Origin of the sequence: Frankia sp. AiPa1, from assembly GCF_023243075.1 — a bacterium.
GTDB lineage: Bacteria > Actinomycetota > Actinomycetes > Frankiales > Frankiaceae > Frankia.
This window is the reverse complement of the sequence record NZ_JALKFZ020000103.1, coordinates 1-15,866: the sequence shown is the minus strand read 5'-3', so window position 1 is coordinate 15,866 and position 15,866 is coordinate 1. Positions and strand designations below refer to the sequence as shown.

At 68.4% G+C, this 15,866-nt stretch carries 12 protein-coding genes and 2 pseudogenes; 12 read left to right on the top strand and 2 right to left on the bottom strand.

The annotated features are described in order from the left end of the window. Positions 1-318: 318 nt before the first annotated feature. Positions 319-1,560, bottom strand: coding sequence for an IS256 family transposase (locus tag MXD95_RS08460; RefSeq protein WP_250639991.1), 1,242 nt, complete (start codon positions 1,558-1,560; stop codon positions 319-321). Between the two features lie 166 nt (positions 1,561-1,726). Here MXD95_RS08460 and MXD95_RS08455 point away from each other — a divergent pair, with 166 nt between their 5' ends. From MXD95_RS08455 to MXD95_RS08405, 12 genes and pseudogenes are all read left to right on the top strand, one after another. Continuing rightward, a complete protein-coding gene (locus MXD95_RS08455; protein WP_250639990.1) occupies positions 1,727-1,930 on the top strand; it encodes a hypothetical protein in 204 nt (67 codons plus the stop codon). 67 nt (positions 1,931-1,997) lie between these two features. Then, positions 1,998-2,379 (top strand): annotated as a pseudogene (locus tag MXD95_RS08450) (transposase); the annotation flags it as partial. Between the two features lie 200 nt (positions 2,380-2,579). Beyond that, positions 2,580-2,864: pseudogene (locus tag MXD95_RS29215) on the top strand (toll/interleukin-1 receptor domain-containing protein); the annotation flags it as partial. Between the two features lie 46 nt (positions 2,865-2,910). Then, positions 2,911-4,038, top strand: coding sequence for a site-specific integrase (locus MXD95_RS08445; protein ID WP_374121991.1), 1,128 nt, complete (start codon positions 2,911-2,913; stop codon positions 4,036-4,038). Positions 4,039-4,465: 427 nt separating this feature from the next. Continuing rightward, positions 4,466-5,242 (top strand): hypothetical protein, encoded by a 777-nt coding sequence (locus tag MXD95_RS08440; RefSeq protein ID WP_374121990.1) that lies wholly within the window; start codon positions 4,466-4,468, stop codon positions 5,240-5,242. A gap of 378 nt (positions 5,243-5,620) precedes the next feature. Next, positions 5,621-5,866 carry a hypothetical protein gene (locus tag MXD95_RS08435; RefSeq protein WP_250639988.1) on the top strand — a complete coding sequence of 82 codons (246 nt, stop codon included), beginning with the start codon at positions 5,621-5,623 and terminating at the stop codon, positions 5,864-5,866. Between the two features lie 3,421 nt (positions 5,867-9,287). Then, the gene (locus MXD95_RS08430; protein WP_250639987.1) at positions 9,288-10,040 is read left to right on the top strand and encodes a TnsA-like heteromeric transposase endonuclease subunit; all 753 of its coding nucleotides are present in this window, start codon (positions 9,288-9,290) and stop codon (positions 10,038-10,040) included. Next, the gene (locus tag MXD95_RS08425) at positions 10,037-10,825 is read left to right on the top strand and encodes a hypothetical protein (RefSeq protein WP_250639986.1); all 789 of its coding nucleotides are present in this window, start codon (positions 10,037-10,039) and stop codon (positions 10,823-10,825) included. The genes MXD95_RS08430 and MXD95_RS08425 overlap by 4 nt, the downstream gene beginning before the upstream one ends. Beyond that, on the top strand, positions 10,768-11,904 hold the full coding sequence (locus MXD95_RS08420) for a TnsB C-terminal domain-containing protein (RefSeq protein WP_250639985.1): 1,137 nt from the start codon (positions 10,768-10,770) through the stop codon (positions 11,902-11,904). Before MXD95_RS08425 ends, MXD95_RS08420 begins: the two co-directional genes overlap by 58 nt. Then, positions 11,901-12,962, top strand: a complete 1,062-nt coding sequence (locus MXD95_RS08415; RefSeq protein ID WP_250639984.1) for a TniB family NTP-binding protein — start codon at positions 11,901-11,903, stop codon at positions 12,960-12,962. The genes MXD95_RS08420 and MXD95_RS08415 overlap by 4 nt, the downstream gene beginning before the upstream one ends. Continuing rightward, positions 12,959-13,558 (top strand): TniQ family protein, encoded by a 600-nt coding sequence (locus MXD95_RS08410; RefSeq protein WP_250639983.1) that lies wholly within the window; start codon positions 12,959-12,961, stop codon positions 13,556-13,558. Before MXD95_RS08415 ends, MXD95_RS08410 begins: the two co-directional genes overlap by 4 nt. Positions 13,559-13,869: 311 nt before the next feature. Beyond that, a complete protein-coding gene (locus MXD95_RS08405; protein ID WP_518455421.1) occupies positions 13,870-14,490 on the top strand; it encodes a hypothetical protein in 621 nt (206 codons plus the stop codon). 161 nt (positions 14,491-14,651) lie between these two features. Here MXD95_RS08405 and MXD95_RS08400 read toward each other — a convergent pair whose 3' ends face one another. Next, positions 14,652-15,800 carry a site-specific integrase gene (locus MXD95_RS08400; RefSeq protein ID WP_250639981.1) on the bottom strand — a complete coding sequence of 383 codons (1,149 nt, stop codon included), beginning with the start codon at positions 15,798-15,800 and terminating at the stop codon, positions 14,652-14,654. Between the last annotated feature and the right edge of the window lie 66 nt (positions 15,801-15,866).

The window sequence follows — 15,866 nt, the reverse complement described above, 5'->3', positions numbered from 1 at the left end:
CGACGAATACCTGAAAAAGCAGCCCGCCGCGTAGATCAACCTAATAGAGACTGTCCGGATTTAAAAGGGCACATCAGGCCCCACCCACCAGGCTGCGGATGTCCTATGCCCTCGGTGACGACGATCTGGTCGAAGGCCTCTCCCGCATGCAGAAGCTCCTCGGCGACGCGGCCGCCTGACGCTGAGGTTGCTCCGCGCACCCTCGCCCCTGGGATCGGGGTGAGGGTGCCTGACCCCCGGCCGGCTTCCCGCGTCACGGTAGGTCACGTCCAGCGGCGTGGTGTACGGAGAGTGATGCCGCGTGATCCTGGTTGAAGGTTATGCGGTGAGCGCTTCGGGTGTCACGCGGATCTCGGGTGTGTCGGATGTCCTGTTCGTAGCGTCGACTTTCGCGAGGATTTCCAGACCGAAGTAGCGGTGGGTTTCGATCCACTCGTCGTGTTGTTCGGCGAGCACGGCGCCGACGAGACGTATGATGGCGTCGCGGTCGGGGAAGATGCCGACGACGTCGGTGCGGCGGCGGATTTCCTTGTTCAGTCTTTCCTGCGGGTTGGATGACCAGATCTGCTTCCAGATCTGCCGCGGGTAGCCGGTGAACGCCAGCAGGTCGGCTTTCGCGTCAGAGAGATGATCCGCCGCCTTGGGGAGTTTCTCGGTGAGCGCTTCGACGACCCGGTCGAACTGCGCGCTGACCTCGGTGGCGTCCGCTTGGTCGAAGACGGTTCGCACCAGTGTGGCGACCCACGGCTGCGACGACTTCGGTGTCATGATCAGCAAGTCGCGGAGGTAGTGGGTCCGGCATCTCTGCCACGACGCTCCCGGCAGCGTCGACCCGATCGCGTTCACCAGCCCCCGGTGGGCATCCGAGGTCACCAGCCGCACCCCGGACAGGCCGCGGGCGACCAGACCCCGGAAGAACGCCAGCCAGCCGGCGCCGTCCTCGCTGCTCACGACGTCGAGACCGAGGATCTCCCGGTGCCCGTCGCCGTTGACACCGACGGCGAGCAGACAGTGCACGTTGATCACCCGGCCGTCCTCACGGACCTTCATCGTCAACGCGTCCGCCTGGACGAACCGGTACGGGCCGGCGTCCAACGGCCGGGACCGGAACGCCTCGACCTGGGCGTCGAGCTGCTTCGCGAGTACCGACACCTGCGACTTCGAGATATGCGCGACCCCGAGCTGTTCGACGAGCTTGTCGACCCGCCGGGTCGACACCCCGAGCAGATACGAGGTGGCGACCACCGAGATCAGCGCCTGCTCGGCACGCCGACGACGGGTCAGCAGCCATTCCGGGAAATAGGAACCCTGCCGCAGCTTCGGCACCGCCAGCTCGATCGTCCCGGCCCGCGTGTCCCACTCCCGCGCCCGATACCCGTTCCGCCGGTTCACCCGCTCGGGGGAAATCTCCCCATATTCCGCGTTGCAGATCCCGTCGACCTCGGCGCCCATCAACGCCTCGGCGAACGCTTTCACCATCGAGCCCAGCAGGTCCGGACTCGCTGCCATCAGTTCCTTGCCGAACCCCTCGGCGTCGGTCACAGTCGGACGCACGGCCATCGCGTTTCTCCTCATCGAGTCGCTTCGCAGGTTTCTCGTGAGGATCACGCGGTGGTCGCTTTGCGTCACGGACCGCCACTCCGGCGAGTCGCAAGACGATCACGATCCGTACACCACGTGCGTGGACTCCACTCCAGCGCCAACGCCCCCGAGCGACGGTTCACGGTTGCTTCAGGCCGCCGCAATGGCGTTGGCGGTGGTCGCTCTGCTCGCCGCGCACGTACAGATCACCGCCGGGATCGTCGTCGGCCTACTGGGAACGGTCGTCGGTGCGTTGGCATTCGACCTGGTCCGGCGACGGGGCTACATTGCGCTGCTACTCCCGGCGGCGCTGACTATGATCGGCTGCATCTGGAAGCTGGGCAGTTAAGAGCTGGTTTCACAAAGGTGGGTGAATCGGTGTGTAGTGGGTGGATGGTCGGGTAGCTGTCGTCGCCATGGACGATCAGGAGACGGTCAGTGACGAGCTGTGGGCGAGGATGGAGCCGCTGGTTCCGCGTAAGCCGCGGCGGTTCGATCATCCGGTGCGTCGTCCGGTGGATGATCGTGCGGCGTTGAACGGGATCCTGTGGGTGCTGGTGAACGACGTGCCCTGGTGAAACCTTCCGACCGGGCTGTTCGGGGTGTCGGGGGTGATGTGCTGGCGGCGGCTGCGGGACTGGCGGGCCGCCCCGGGGTGTGGCAGCGTCTGCACGAGACGCTGCTGGGCGAATGCCACGCCGCCGGCCGGCTTGACCTGCACCGGGCGCTGGTCGACTCCTCCCACGTGCACGCGTTAAAAGGGGGGAGCAGACAGGACCGAGCCCGGTCAACCGAGGCCACCTGGCCCTCACGCCTCGTCGCGTCAACCAAAGTGCACCCTGGCTGACCTGGTCGTCAGAGGTTCGACCCGGCGGAATGATCGGCAGCGGTGTGGATCCGACCCGGCAGGGTCGCCGGATAGTCGCCTTGGGTGGATCTGCCGCGGTGTGTGCCGGTGGCACACTGATCGGGTGGCAGGCGGGGGCAGTGCACACGACATGACCGGTTCCGCTGCGGGCTGGGATTTTTTCGTCTCGTACACCGCGGTTGATCGCGAGTGGGCGGAGTGGATTTCCTGGCAGCTCGAAGACGCCGACTACCGCGTCCTCGTCCAAGCCTGGGACTTCGTCGCCGGCTCCAACTGGCAGATCCGCATGCAACAAGGCGTCCAACACGCCCGACGCACTATCGCCGTGCTCTCCGACGCCTACCTCACCTCGGTCTACGGGCAGGCAGAGTGGCAGGCCGCCCATGCCGCCGACCCGCACGGCTTCGAACGCAAACTCCTACCCATCCGGGTCGAGGACTGCCCACGACCAGGGCTGCTCGGTGCCGTCGTCTCCATCGTGGTTCCACCACGACGCCGACAATGCCAGCCGGCACCTGCTCGACCACGTCCGCCACGCACTCACCGGACGCGCCAAACCCACCACCCCACCCGGCTTCCCCGTGCGCCGGCACACGACACCCACTCACAAACCAGCATTCCCCACCGACACCGTCCCGCACGACCGGCAGGGCCTTGAAAACCTACTCGATCAACAACGCCGGACCCTCGGCCCCGACCACCCCGACACCCTGGCCACCGCCAGCTGGCTCGGGGTCAGCCTGATCGGGCTGGGCGAGCACCGCGCGGCACGCACCCTGCTCGAAGACACCCACACCCGCTCCCGCGCCACCCTCGCCGACCGGCTCTACCCGCTGTGGCATCTCATGGCCTTCCGCGCGCTACGCCGCGGTGAAACCGTCGCGCTCGGCTGGACCGAAGTCGACTTCGACAACGACAGCATCTACATCCTCGACAACCTCCCCGGCTCCGACCTCGACACCGACGACGACGCCGACCTCTACGACGACCCCAAAAGCGAAAGCGGCGCCCGCACCATCGGCCTGGACCCCACCGCCAGACAGGTCCTGCAGTCCTGGCAGACTGTCCAAGCCAACGAACAAGAGGACCTCGGCGCGGCGTGGACCGACAGCGGCCGGGTGTTCACCCACCCCGACGGCACCGCCCTCAACGCCGACGGCGTCTCCCAACGCTTCGAACGACTGATCACTCGATTCGCAGCCATCCGCAAGGAACACGCCGAGCATCGCTGGAGCGTCGAATACCTCGCGCAGCGGCACCGCATGCCGCCTGAGGCGATCGAGACGGCGCTCAGCTTCGGCCCGCTGCCACCGATTCGGCTCCACGACCTGCGGCACACCGCGGCCAGTCTGACCTACCTGGGTAGCCGGGATCTCAAAGTCGTCTCCGAGCTCCTCGGACACGCCTCCGTCCACTTCACCGGCGACGTCTACACCTCGATCTTCGCCGAAGCCGACCGCGCCGCCGCCCAGGCCGCCACCGACACCGTCCCCCGCCGATATCCCCCCGCACCGCCGCCACCCAGCACGCCCCCGGCCAGTCCGTCCACGGACGGACCCGACCTCGACGGTTTCGACCTCGACCTGTAGGCGGCCTTTCCCGCGAGCCGGGACATCGGCGGATTCAGCACACAGCGCTGTCCGGGCAGCGGCTTCGCCCGCCAGCCGGGTCAATCTCTTGGCACCCGACCGTCGCGCCCACAGAGCGACGTGAAGCACGTTTCACAAGTCCCGCGCCCAGCGGTCGGACGCTGCGCTACCCGCGCCACCCCGACCGACTCATGTCACTCCTTGTAGTCACAGGAGAGACGCCAAGATTAGTTGCGGTCGCAACGGCATCACCTTGGCATCACATCGCCCAAAAAGCGATCTCCGGAGCGGCTGAGACGCCGCAAACATGCAGGTCAGGGAGTGTAGACCATGTGTACCAGCATCCGAACCGTTTGATCTTGGTTGCTGGCCCTGAAATCACTGTCCGACCGGTTGCTACCCGCGTCCTGACCAGGGACGATGCCCGGTGAGCGCGCCGACTTTTACATCATCTAGCGAATCGAACATGTGTCCCGAATTTCGGGTGGCGGCGGATGCTTCGGCCCGGCTCGTGACCGTGATCGTGGGTGTGGTGGTCGCGTTGACGTTCTGCTTCGGGTTCGGCAACGTGCTCGCCCTGGGGCTACGTCTGGGTGTTCCGATGTGGATTGCGCCGCTGATCGCGCCCGCGGTTGACCTGTCGGTCATCGGCCTGCTGATCGGCAGCCAGCGACTCTCTGTGAACGGCGGGCCCGTGGAGGTCCTTCGCGCGGTACGACGCCTACTCCTGTTCGCCAGCCTCGTCACCCTATCCCTGAACATTGCCGAACCGTTGATCGCCGGTCATTACGGGCGTGCCGCGTTCGACGCGGTCGGCCCGCTGCTGCTGATTGGCTGGGGCGAGGTCGCCCCCGATCTCCTCCGGGCGATGCGGACCACGGACGTGAACGCTCCGCGGTCCGGTTCGCCCACGTTCCCTACCGCGTCCTGCTCGGCCGAGCAGGATCGACCTGCCCGTTCTCTCCGCGGAGCCGACGGGTCTGGAGTGCACCCGGGCGCCCGCGACCAGGATCTGCTTCACCGGGCGCGAGCCGAGGACGTCCTGCACTGGCAGGTGCACCAACGACCTATTTCCGCTGAGACGCTCCGTAAACGTCTCCATGTCGGAGCCGGGACAGCCCGCGAGCTGGTCGCGCGACTCCGCAACGACACCCACACCACCCTCCACGACCGAGCGACACGGCGCTCCTCGACGCAGCCTTGATGGCAGCTGCGACGCGGTGACCACCTGAAATCAGGCGGTGTATTCCGCCGCAACGATCAGTCACGGTGCGCCGTCACAGATCCAAAGTGATCTGGCCCCAGACCAGGCCGAGGATCCCAGCGGCGGAAGTGGACTTCGGCTGCTCCGGCCGTCACACATCGCCTGCCTACCGGCCGCGTAACGACCCGGGACGAGGCTGGCTCAGTCTTGGCCTCGGCTGGCATTCAAAGCTCGAGATCAGGCGCCATGCGACCGGCGCGACCTCGACAGATCACACCGTCACCCAAGATACGCAGCCGAAGTGCGACCTTGACCGAGACACGGCTTCCCGCCGCATCGGGGAGCCAGCCGGGACTGTTCACGGGCAGGGGCTGTCAGATGATCGAGAAGAGCGAGGGCGTCGAGGATGTCCGCGTAGCGGCCGAGGCATGTTCGGCCCGCGACACTCCGATCAGCCGGCCCGCGAAGATCCCACGACAACCCGCTCTCCGCCCGACCCACGATGGAGTCGAGATCGTGCCAATGACCGCGGAGCAACACGAAAGCGCCGTCTTCACGTTGGCGACACTGATCGCACACTGGGAACAGATCGGCTGCCCCGCCAAGCCACCCGACTCGGCATAGAGGCCGTTCGACTCCGGCCAGTCGCGGACGAGGCCAGCGCTGGTCGCATATCGGCCTCGGTAGTCCTGTCACGATGTCGCCACGCTGAGGCTGGGTGCATGGGAGGTTTCTGTACCGCGGAGACCCCTCTCCTAACCGGTCCCGGCGACGCCCGGTGCCGGCGGGCACGGCCCAGCCGTCCGGGTACTTGACGTGGGGCCCAAGGGCCGCACGTCAACCGGCACGGACCTGGACCGGATCCCGGGCGCGAGCAACTACGACCGAAAGGCGCTGTGCGAGTGGTCGCAGGCGGGGTGCGGGCGTCGTTGCGCTCGGTCGACGTGTACGCGAAACAGGTAGCCGATCACCGCTGGCAGTACATGCACCAGCGGGGCGCCGGGATCGGACAGATCTGGACGGATACCCGCGCGATCGCGCCGTTTCCCGACCCCGACGAGCCGGGACCCATGACACGGCTCCGCGAACACCCGTGCCGCCACGCGGCGGACCCCGGCCTGAATCGTGGGTGCGACCCAGGGTAGCCCAGGGGGTCGACTGAAACCTGGTGGTTCTACCTCTGCCGCCTCGGAGTTCCGGATGTTGACATGGGGAATCCCCTGGTCGGTGGTGGGGCGGAGATTCCTTCTGCGGAACAGTCCTGCCCATGGCGCCGCGGATACGTCGAATCTGGCGGCGATCGCCGGGGAAGACGTGTTCCCGCCACCGATTTACATGTCGTCGTTCAGTATCAAGTTTGGGGGAGTTGTTATGGCGGTCAGGCGTAAACTCTTGTGGATAACTTCGGCAACGGCGGTTCCGATCGCGGTCGCGTTCCTCGGTGCACCGGTCTCCGCTGCGGGCCCCCCGGCTGCTCCCTCCGGGGTGACCGTCGCCAGCGGAGGCAGTGGAAGCGCCAGGGTCTCCTGGACGGACAACTCGGCCGACGAGACCGGCTTCGACATCACCAATGGTTCGGAGGTACGCCACGTCGGCGCGAACGCCACCAGGTTTGGTTGGGCTGGCCTTGGCGCGGGCCCGAGCTGCTTCCAGGTCCGCTCCGTCAACGCGGACGGCTCATCGGCGTGGGCGCCTGCTGCCAGGACCTGCCTGTCAGGCCCGGGGAAGAGCGTCGGCGGTACCACTGTCGGCGGCACCGGGAATACCGCTGGCGGTACCACCGTCGGCGGAGCCGGCAATACTATCGGCGGTACCACGGTGGGCGGATCCAGGAATGTCGTTAATACTCAGAATATCCAGACAATCAATAACAATATTCAACAGATAAATACCCAGATCAACTCCACTTCTGATCCAGCACTCAGGGCGGAACTTGAGCGGCAGAGGGCGGAGCTGGAGAAACTGAAGGCGCAGAAGGAGAACAACGGCGGTGGTAATGTCCCGACGCCTACCGTTACGCCGTCTTCTGGCGGTGTGGTGTCGCCGCCGCCTTCTGCCGTCGTGACCCCACAGCCTACTGCCAGCGACGTGGTTCCTCCGCCTTCTGGCAGTGTGGTGTCGCCGCCGCCTTCTGCCGTCGTGACCCCACAGCCTACTGCCAGCGACGTGGTTCCTCCGCCTTCTGCCGGTGTGGTGACTCCAGCGCCTTCTGCCGCTGTCGCGACGCCACCGCCTTCGGCAGGGGTGGAGACTCCGCCGCCTCCCCCGCCGACGCCGTGACTCACCGCCTCCCGAGGCGTCGTGACCGCGGCGTACCCGGAGCGAAGAGGCCGGTCAGGGTCACCGCGGAGCGCGCAGCCGGCCAGACACTCCTGGTCGGCTCAGCCGTGGAGACGATGAGGCTGTGACCCGCAGGTAGCGGTACACGGTCCTGGGACCTGATACCGAACCCAGGATCGGCGCGCACCGGCCTCGGGCGGGGCCGCCAGCTCGCGAGCATGCTCGGGGGTGAGCAGGCCCGCGGCCGGTGCGGACGCCATACCGCCTCGCGGCGGTCCCGCCGCCGCCCGGTGCGGGTCAGTCGTCCCCGACGAACAGCACCGACGTCCTCCCGACAGTCAGAGCCCTGCAAAGGTGACGGCATTGCTACGAAGATCGGCGATTCTGACATGAAAACCGCTAAACTCCCAGCTCAGGCGGCGTGTGACACCCACCCAAGGGTCGACTGGTGGGCCGTCAGGGACTCGAACCCTGAACCCGCCGGTTAAAAGCCGGCCGGCCGGGCTGCCGCAACGTGTCAAGCGCTGCCAAATAGGGTGTTCTACCAGCATGTTTTACGCTGTGTAATGCCGGGATGTGTCGCGAAATGACAGGCGTCACCGCGCTGTTCGCGGCCACACCGCGGCCACAATGATCATGAATGGGTGGTCCGGCTCCCGGTTGGGGAGCCGGACCACTAGGACGATCAGAACGGTCCGAGGTGTCGGATTGGCGGCCGTGGGGGCGTCGGTTGGCTCGCGCGACTGGCGTCGCGTTCGACTTGTAATCGGGCGGTTAGGGGTTCAAGTCCCCTCGCCGGCTCCAGAGATATGCCATCTGACCTGCGGTTTTGTCGACATAAAGATCGACTTTGCGGGTCTCAAGATCGTTCGTGGACTCATTATGGGCTCATTCCGCACGACTGTGTCGATCAACGGTCCGCCGCCGCCGAGTTCTTCGCCGCCTCGTGGCGTTCTCGGTGCCCGCGGTAGCCCGGTCTGGTCTCGGCAAGGCCCATGGCTTGGAAAGGTTCGGGGGCGTGTCAGGCCGGTGATTAACGCTTGATCGAAGACGCGAGAGTAGTGACAGAGCGTTACCGATGCCGGGTACGGTAGGGCATGGGGACGGCTAACCACGCCAGGTGTTCGGGGTGTCCTGTCTGGGGCAGGGGCGGTCGAGATGCGATGTGGCCAGCAGCCGAGCGGGACCGTGCCGCCGGGGCCGGAACGGCCCTCGATGCTGGCAGAGTCGCGTGTTCAACTGACCTGTGTTCACAAGATCGAGAGTCATGATCGTTACTTTCGGTGGACGACGAGGTCGGCAGCTCGCGGGCCTTGAACTCTCGACGGAGACCGGCGACGATCTTCGTATGGCGAAGTCGAAGTCGACCCAGATGACCGTCGATGCGATGGCTCGGATGATGTCGGCCGCCAGGCGGCGGCCGGACAGTGCGACGGCGAGGACCGGAGTGGTGCCTCGGGTCCAGCGCGCGGTCGCGCGCAACGAGCGGGCCGGTCACTCGCGAGGCTCGCAGCCTCGGACTAGGTAACGACGCGGAGCCGGCCCCGGAAGCGGTCTGTCACGTGACGACCGGCGGCGCCGGCCTGCTGTGGTCGCCGGGTGCGTAGTGGGTCCAGGTGCCGCCGGCCTCGGCGCGGTGCCGCTGAGTGGTGACCGGTGTTCTTTGACAACGAACCTGCTTCGCGTGCCATCGAATGTGGTCCGGTCGTGGTTCGTGTCATCGAAGGTGACCCGGTGCGGTGCCTGTTGATCTACGGTTCGGCGGGTGTCGGTGGCGGTCGCGACGGTTGAGCCTGCGGGCGGCGGGTTCACGCTGGAGTTCGTGGAGGCGGCTGGGCGGCGGCGCAAGGAGACGCTGGCGACCTGCTGGAACGTGCCGTTCGAGAGGGCCGGGCCGGTGCGGTCGTTCGGCTGGCCGCGAGGAGCGCGGAGTTTTCCGGGCTGGTGGTGGTCGGCCACTCTCGGTGATCATGTGGGGTTTGAGTCGTGGTTGGAACGGGATCACCTGATGCTGCTCGACTTCGATCCGGACGTCGTGGGCTTGGCCGCGCAGCCGTTCTGGCTGCGCTGGCACGACGGCGTTCGCCAGCGGCGGCACGCCCCCGACTTCTTCGTCCGGCTCGCTGACGGCATGGGTGTGGTCATCGACGTGCGGGCGGACGACCGGATCGAGCCGTCGGATGCCGAGGCGTTCGCGGCGACGGCCTCGGCCTGCGCCGAGGTCGGCTGGCTGTTCCGCCGGGTCGGAGTCCCTGGCGCCGTGCTGGTCGCGAACGTGCGCTGGCTGGCGCGCTACCGGCATCCCCGCTGCGCGGGTCGCGGGGCGGTGGCGGGCCGGCTGGTGGAGGTGTTCGCGGAACCGAGGCCGCTGTTCGTCGGCGCCGTCGAGGTCGGCGACCGGATCGCGGTGCTGCCGGTGCTTTACCACTTGCTCTGGCGCCGGAGGCTGGCCGCGGACCTGGCCGGTGAGTTGCTCGGGCCGTCCACGGTAGTTGGCCCGGCGGGGTGGTCTCGGTGACCAGGTCTGGGCGGGTGCCGCCGCACGGGATGCTGGACGGCCTGCCCGCGGAGACGGTCGAGCGGGCGCTGTGGTGGGAACGGCACGTCGTCGAGGTGCTGGACGGCCGTCCCCCGGACAGCCCGCCCGGCGCCGCGCCGCGGCCGGAGTTCGACCCTGGCCGCTGGTCGCTGACTTGCCGGGAGCAGGCGAAGGCCGCCGAGCTCGCTGCGGCGGGCCACCGGGTGAGCGCGGCGACGGTCAAACGACGCCGGCAGCGCTACCAGGCTCAAGGCGTCGTCGGCCTGGTCGATCACCGGGCCGACCGGCGGACCGCGGCCTTCGGCCGGGTGGACGAGCGGGTTGTCGCGGCGATGGCCACGGCGATCGGCGAGGCTACGGAGGCGTCGTCGCGCACGGCGGGGTTCGTGCTCTGGCGCACCGGACAGCTGCTCGCCGGGTCCGACCCACCGGTGGTGCTGCCGTCGCGGCGGACCCTTTACCGGCTGTTCGGCCGGCTCGCGCATGGCCGTCACGTCACCGGTTCGGCGCGGGCGCGCCGGTCGCTGGCCGCCCGTCCCGACGGTCCGTTCTCGGGCGTGACAGCCGCGGCGCCGGGTGAGCTGATGCAGATCGACTCGACCCCGTTCGATGTGCTGGTCCGCCTCGCCGACGGAGTCACCGGCCGCGTCGAGCTGACGGGGATGGTGGACGTCGCGACCCGCACGGTGAGTGCCGCGGTGCCGCGGTGCTGCGGCCGGCGACGAAGGCGATCGACGCCTCGGTGTTGCTGGCGCGCACGGTGACGCCGGAGCCGATGCGGCCGGGGTGGGCGGAGGCGCTGGCGATGTCGCGGTCGGTGCTGCCGCACCAAAGGCTGCTCGCGCTCGACGAGCGGCTCGCGCACGCGGCGGCCAGGCCGGTGATCGTCCCGGACACTGTCGTCTGCGACCACGGGAAGGTGTTCATGTCGCGGGCGTTCCGCGCGTCCTGCCGGTTCCTCGGGGTCAGCTTGCAGCCGGCGCACGAGGCGACCCCGACGGACAAGGGCCACATCGAGCGGACGTTGGGATCGGTGGCCTCGCTGTTCGCCCAGTTCGTCGCCGGCTACGCCGGCTCGACCGCGGACCGGCGCGGCCGACACCTGGCGGACGGGCCGTTGTGGTCGCTGCCCGAACTGCAGGACCTGCTCGATGAGTGGATCGTCGCGGCCTGGCAGAACCGGCCGCACGACGGCCTACGTGACCCGCTGTCGCCGGGGCGGATGTTCACCCCCAACGAGAAATACACGGCCTTGGTCGAGGCGGCCGGGCACGTCCCGGTCACGCTGACCGGGGACGACTATGTCGAGCTGCTGCCGGCCCGCTGGCACGCGGTCAACGCCTACGGCATCAGGCTCAACCACCGCACCTACGACGCCGAAGCCTTGGGCCCACTGCGCCGCCAGCCGTCCGGCGTCAAAGCGAAGAAAGACCTCTGGGAGATCCACCACGACCCCTACGACGTCTCCCGAATCTGGGTCCGCGACCCCGACGGCGGTTGGATCACCGCGTTCTGGACCCAGCTGCACCGAGCCCCTACCCCGTTCGGCGAGTTGGCCTGGAACCATGCCCGCGCCGGCCTGGCGGCCGGCACCGAGCGGGAGATCGCCGACGCGGTGACCAGCCTGCTCGAACGCGCCCACCGCGGCCCGGCCACCTCGCGGGACCGCGCCGTCGCCGCCCGCACTCGCGCCGCGAGGCCACACGCGCCAACGCCCGCCACCGACGACCATCGCGCCAGCCCGGCTGAGACGGCCGTGAACGCCGACGAGACGACCGGAACGGCGCAGGTCATCCCGCTGCCGGACTTCGACCCGTTCGCCGAAGCGAACCAGCGCTGGTGACCACCTCCACCACGACGGGAGGGCCCTGGCAGGGGGCAGCTTTCCCCGGCGACGAGGACCACCGGCAGCTGACCACTCTGCCCGGATGGCGCGCGTTCACGGCCACGGCCACGGCTGCGCCCGACCTGCTGCCCGAACCCCGGTGGGCAGCGCTGACCGAGAACGACAGAGCCCACTACGACGAGCACCGTCTCGACTACCACACTCGCCTGGCCGTCGTCGGCACCTCGACGTTGCGCCAGGTGGTGCACGCCGGCCGCCGCCTCACCCTGCTCAACCGCCACGCCGTCTCCGCACGGCGCGGCCTGATCCTGTCCGGCCCCGCCGGCACTGGCAAGACCACCGCGATCACCCAGTTCGGCAAGACCCACGAGGCCATCGACCAGCGCCGCCACCCCGGCGTCGACGACCGCATCCCGGTCATCTACGTCACCGTCCCGCCCGCCGCGACCCCGCGCATGCTCGCGGTTGAGTTCGCCCGCTTCCTCGGCCTGCCCCTAACCACCCGCGCGAACATCACCGATGTCATCGAGGCCGTCTGCGGCGTCGCCGTCGACACCCGCGTCAGCCTCGTCTGCGTCGACGAGATCCACAACCTGACCCTGGCCACCCGCAACGGCGCCGAGGTCTCCGACACGCTGAAGTACTTCTCCGAACGCATCCCCGCGACCTTCGTCCTCGCCGGCATCGACGTCGAACGCAACGGCCTGTTCACCGGCACCCGCGGCCGGCAGATCGCCGGCCGCTACGACCTGATCGAAACAGCCCCGTTCCCCTACGCCGACGAGTGGAAAAGCCTCGTCGCCAGCCTCGAGCAGGCGCTGCGCCTGCACCGCCACCCCACCGGGACGCTCATCACGCTCGACCGCCACCTCCACCAGCGCACCGGCGGGATGATCGGCAGCCTGTCCCACCTGATCCGCGGTGCCGCGATCGAGGCCATCCTAGACGGCACTGAAAAGATCACCCGGCAGACCCTGGACGGGATCGACCTCGACCACGCCGCCCAGACAGCGAGCCCCACAGCCCAGCGCCGGAAAGCCGCCACCAGGCCATGAGCGACCCGGAGCGCCTGCCCCGGCCGCTGCCGATCCGACCCCGGCCGCTCGCCGGCGAGAGCCCTACCGCTTACATCCACCGGCTCGCCGAGGCCAACCACCTCCGTCCCGGCCATCTGCGGCGGCTGCTCGACGGCAGGCCCGACCACGAGATGACCATCCGGATGGACTGGCTCGCAGCCCTCGCGGGCAGGACGCTGCCCGATCTGCAGCGGGCACTCACCCCGCCAGCCCGGCGTCAGGCCCACAAGCCCAAACTGTTCGCCGCCATCCGCCACGACGCCCAGGACCTCCGGCTGTCGCTGCGTTTCCTCGCCAGACGCCACGGCGTCCACCGACGCACCATCCGCCAGGCACTCGACTCCCCGACACCGACGCCGCGCAAGAAACTCCCGCCCCGCGGCTCACGCCTGGACCCGTTCAAACCGGAGATCGACGCGATGCTGCGCGCGGACAACCCCGACCCGCCACGCACCATCGCACAGATCACCAACCGGCTCCGCCAGCAGCACCCCGACGCCGGCCTCTCCTACTCCACGATCCGGGCTTACGTCCGCAGCCGTGACGAGCACATCGAACCAGAGCACCTTCCCTGACATAGACAAGCACAGCGACCGAAATACGATCGTCACCGCAGGCCCTCGGGCCACCAGACGTGATCAGCACCGGACAAGCGGAGCCCGTCTGATCGGTGTTGCGGCATGGTCAGGCTCGTCGCGACCGGTTGCCTGTGAGGAGGACGCAAACCATGCACGAGGTTCCCCTTCCGCCTGCTGGCTGGCAGGCGGAACTTCTGCCCGCACTGGATGATCTTGCCCGTCGGGATCCACGAGTGCGAGACGTTAACGTTCATGGTTCGGCGGCCGGCCCCGTCCCAGATCTGGATTGCTGGTCTGATCTGGACCTCGTGGTGGTGACCGACGACCCGCAACGCGTCGCTCACGGAGTCGTCGACCGCCTTCTCGGCGAGATGCCACCGCTGTTCGCCATCAACCAGGGCGGAACCTCGACGCGGCTCGTGACGCGACTGGTCTTTCGCGACCTACGACGGCTGGACATCACCGTCACGACGCGCACCGATGACCAGCCGCAAGGCCAGACCACCACCCCGGCGCCGCCGACGGACGACCCCATGAAGACATTGATCAACAGCTATCGGTTTGACGCGGTCCTGGCCGCGGTCAAGGCAGCCCGCGGAGACCTGCTCATCGGGACACACCTTGCGCTCCAACTGGCCAGGCACGTCCTCGTCGCCGCGATGCTGCTGCGCGACCGCGACGCCGGCACCAACCACCATCGCCGCGGCGGGACGACGTGGGACTCCTGGGCCCAGCGAGCCGCACTCGTTCCAGTTCCCTACACGGCGACCGGCATCACCGCGGCCATCCGTTCCTACACCCAACTGTTCGACGAGCTGGTCGGCAAGTGGGACCAAGCGCTGGTCGGCGGTCACGAACCACTCCTGGCCATGCTCACACACGTCGACCGCGCCGCGCCGGGCACCGACACCGACATCTCCAACCCGTGATCAGGTCCGACGTCCATGGTCACGCTGAGCATGTGAGCCGGACCAGCTTCACTGACACAAACAGGCACAGCGACCGAAACACGATCGTCAATCCAGGCCGCGCCCTGCCATCGAATCTGGTCCGACCTGGTCACAGACCTGGCATCGGATCACCTTCACTGTCAACGGACAACCGGGTGGTAGCCGAGGGCCTGGGCGACGACCGGCGCCGGGGCCTGCAGCACGAGCTGGCGCAGCGCCGCGGTGCGGGCGGCCTGGTTCGGGACCCCGAGCGCGCGGATGTGGTCGAGCAGGCTGCCGGGGTGCAGCGGCTGGCCTGCGCGGCGGCCGGGGAACAGCCATCGGCTGTCCGGGTTCGTGGCGGTCGTCATGTTGTCCCGCTGGTCCGCCGCGGCCAGGAGGAGCGCGGCGAACGGTTCGGGCACCGGGACGGGCGGGTCGCCGAGCCGTAGCAGCACCTTGTCGCCGTCGCGGGTGATGTCGTCGACGGTGAGGCGCACGATCCGGCTGGTGGGCTGGGCGTAGAGCAGGATCAGACAGGCCGCCGCGCGAGTCGCCGACGATCCGGTGTCGCTGGTCAGGACGGCTTTGACCAGATCGAGGCGGGCGCGTTGGGTGAGCGGCTCGGCGCGGGCGATCTGGAGGCGGGGCAGGTCGCGGCGGGGTAGCTGGCCGCTGCTGATCGCCCAGGTCAAGAACGCGCGCAGGGAGCGTTTCGCGTGGTCGAGGTGGGTGGCGTGCCAGTCGTCGATGTCGGCCTGGGCGAGGGTGTCCGGAGTCTGGCCGTGCTCGTCGAGCCAGGCCAGGAACAGCCGGGCCTGGGTGAACTGCTCGGCCGCCGTCTTGCGGCTGTGCGTGGTCAGCGGGCGCGTCGACGCCTGGTGGCGGAGCCGGGGAAGCTGTGACCAGGTCGCGAACTGGCGCAGCAGCCGGGCGTGGGGCTGGCCGTCGAGCTCGGCGAGCTGGCGGTGGAGCCAGGTCTCGTGGTGCAGCAACTGCTTGTCGACGGCGGGCAGCGCGCCGCATGCCATCAGCAGGTCGCGTAGGTAGGCGACGGTCCGCCAGTTCGGCAGCGGGTGCAGGGCCTCGTGCGTCAGGTCGATGCGCCCAGTGGCCAGGTCGGCGAGCAGCTCGCGGACCCGGAGGTTGCCCAGCCAGGCCAGGCCGCTTTTCGGCGTAGGCGTCGCGCGCAGCGCGTTGAACAGCGGCTCCAGCGGCGGGGTGACGTTCCCGGTCCCGTCGTCGAGGACGGCGGTGAGCTGGTCGGTGAGGGTGCAGCGTTCGCAGAGCCGCCCGCCGGAGCGTGTCACGCCAACTGTGTAAGCCGGAGGTGTACCAGAATCGATCTACCTTAGATCGGGTAGGTCGGAAAAGGA

Bases quoted from the DNA above. Each gene is read 5' to 3' on its own strand.
- MXD95_RS08460 (WP_250639991.1), bottom strand. From the start codon at position 1,560: ATGGCCGTGCGTCCGACTGTGACCGACGCCGAGGGGTTCGGCAAGGAA.
- MXD95_RS08410 (WP_250639983.1), top strand. From the start codon at position 12,959: ATGAGCGACCCGGAGCGCCTGCCCCGGCCGCTGCCGATCCGACCCCGG.
- MXD95_RS08435 (WP_250639988.1), top strand. From the start codon at position 5,621: ATGATCGAGAAGAGCGAGGGCGTCGAGGATGTCCGCGTAGCGGCCGAG.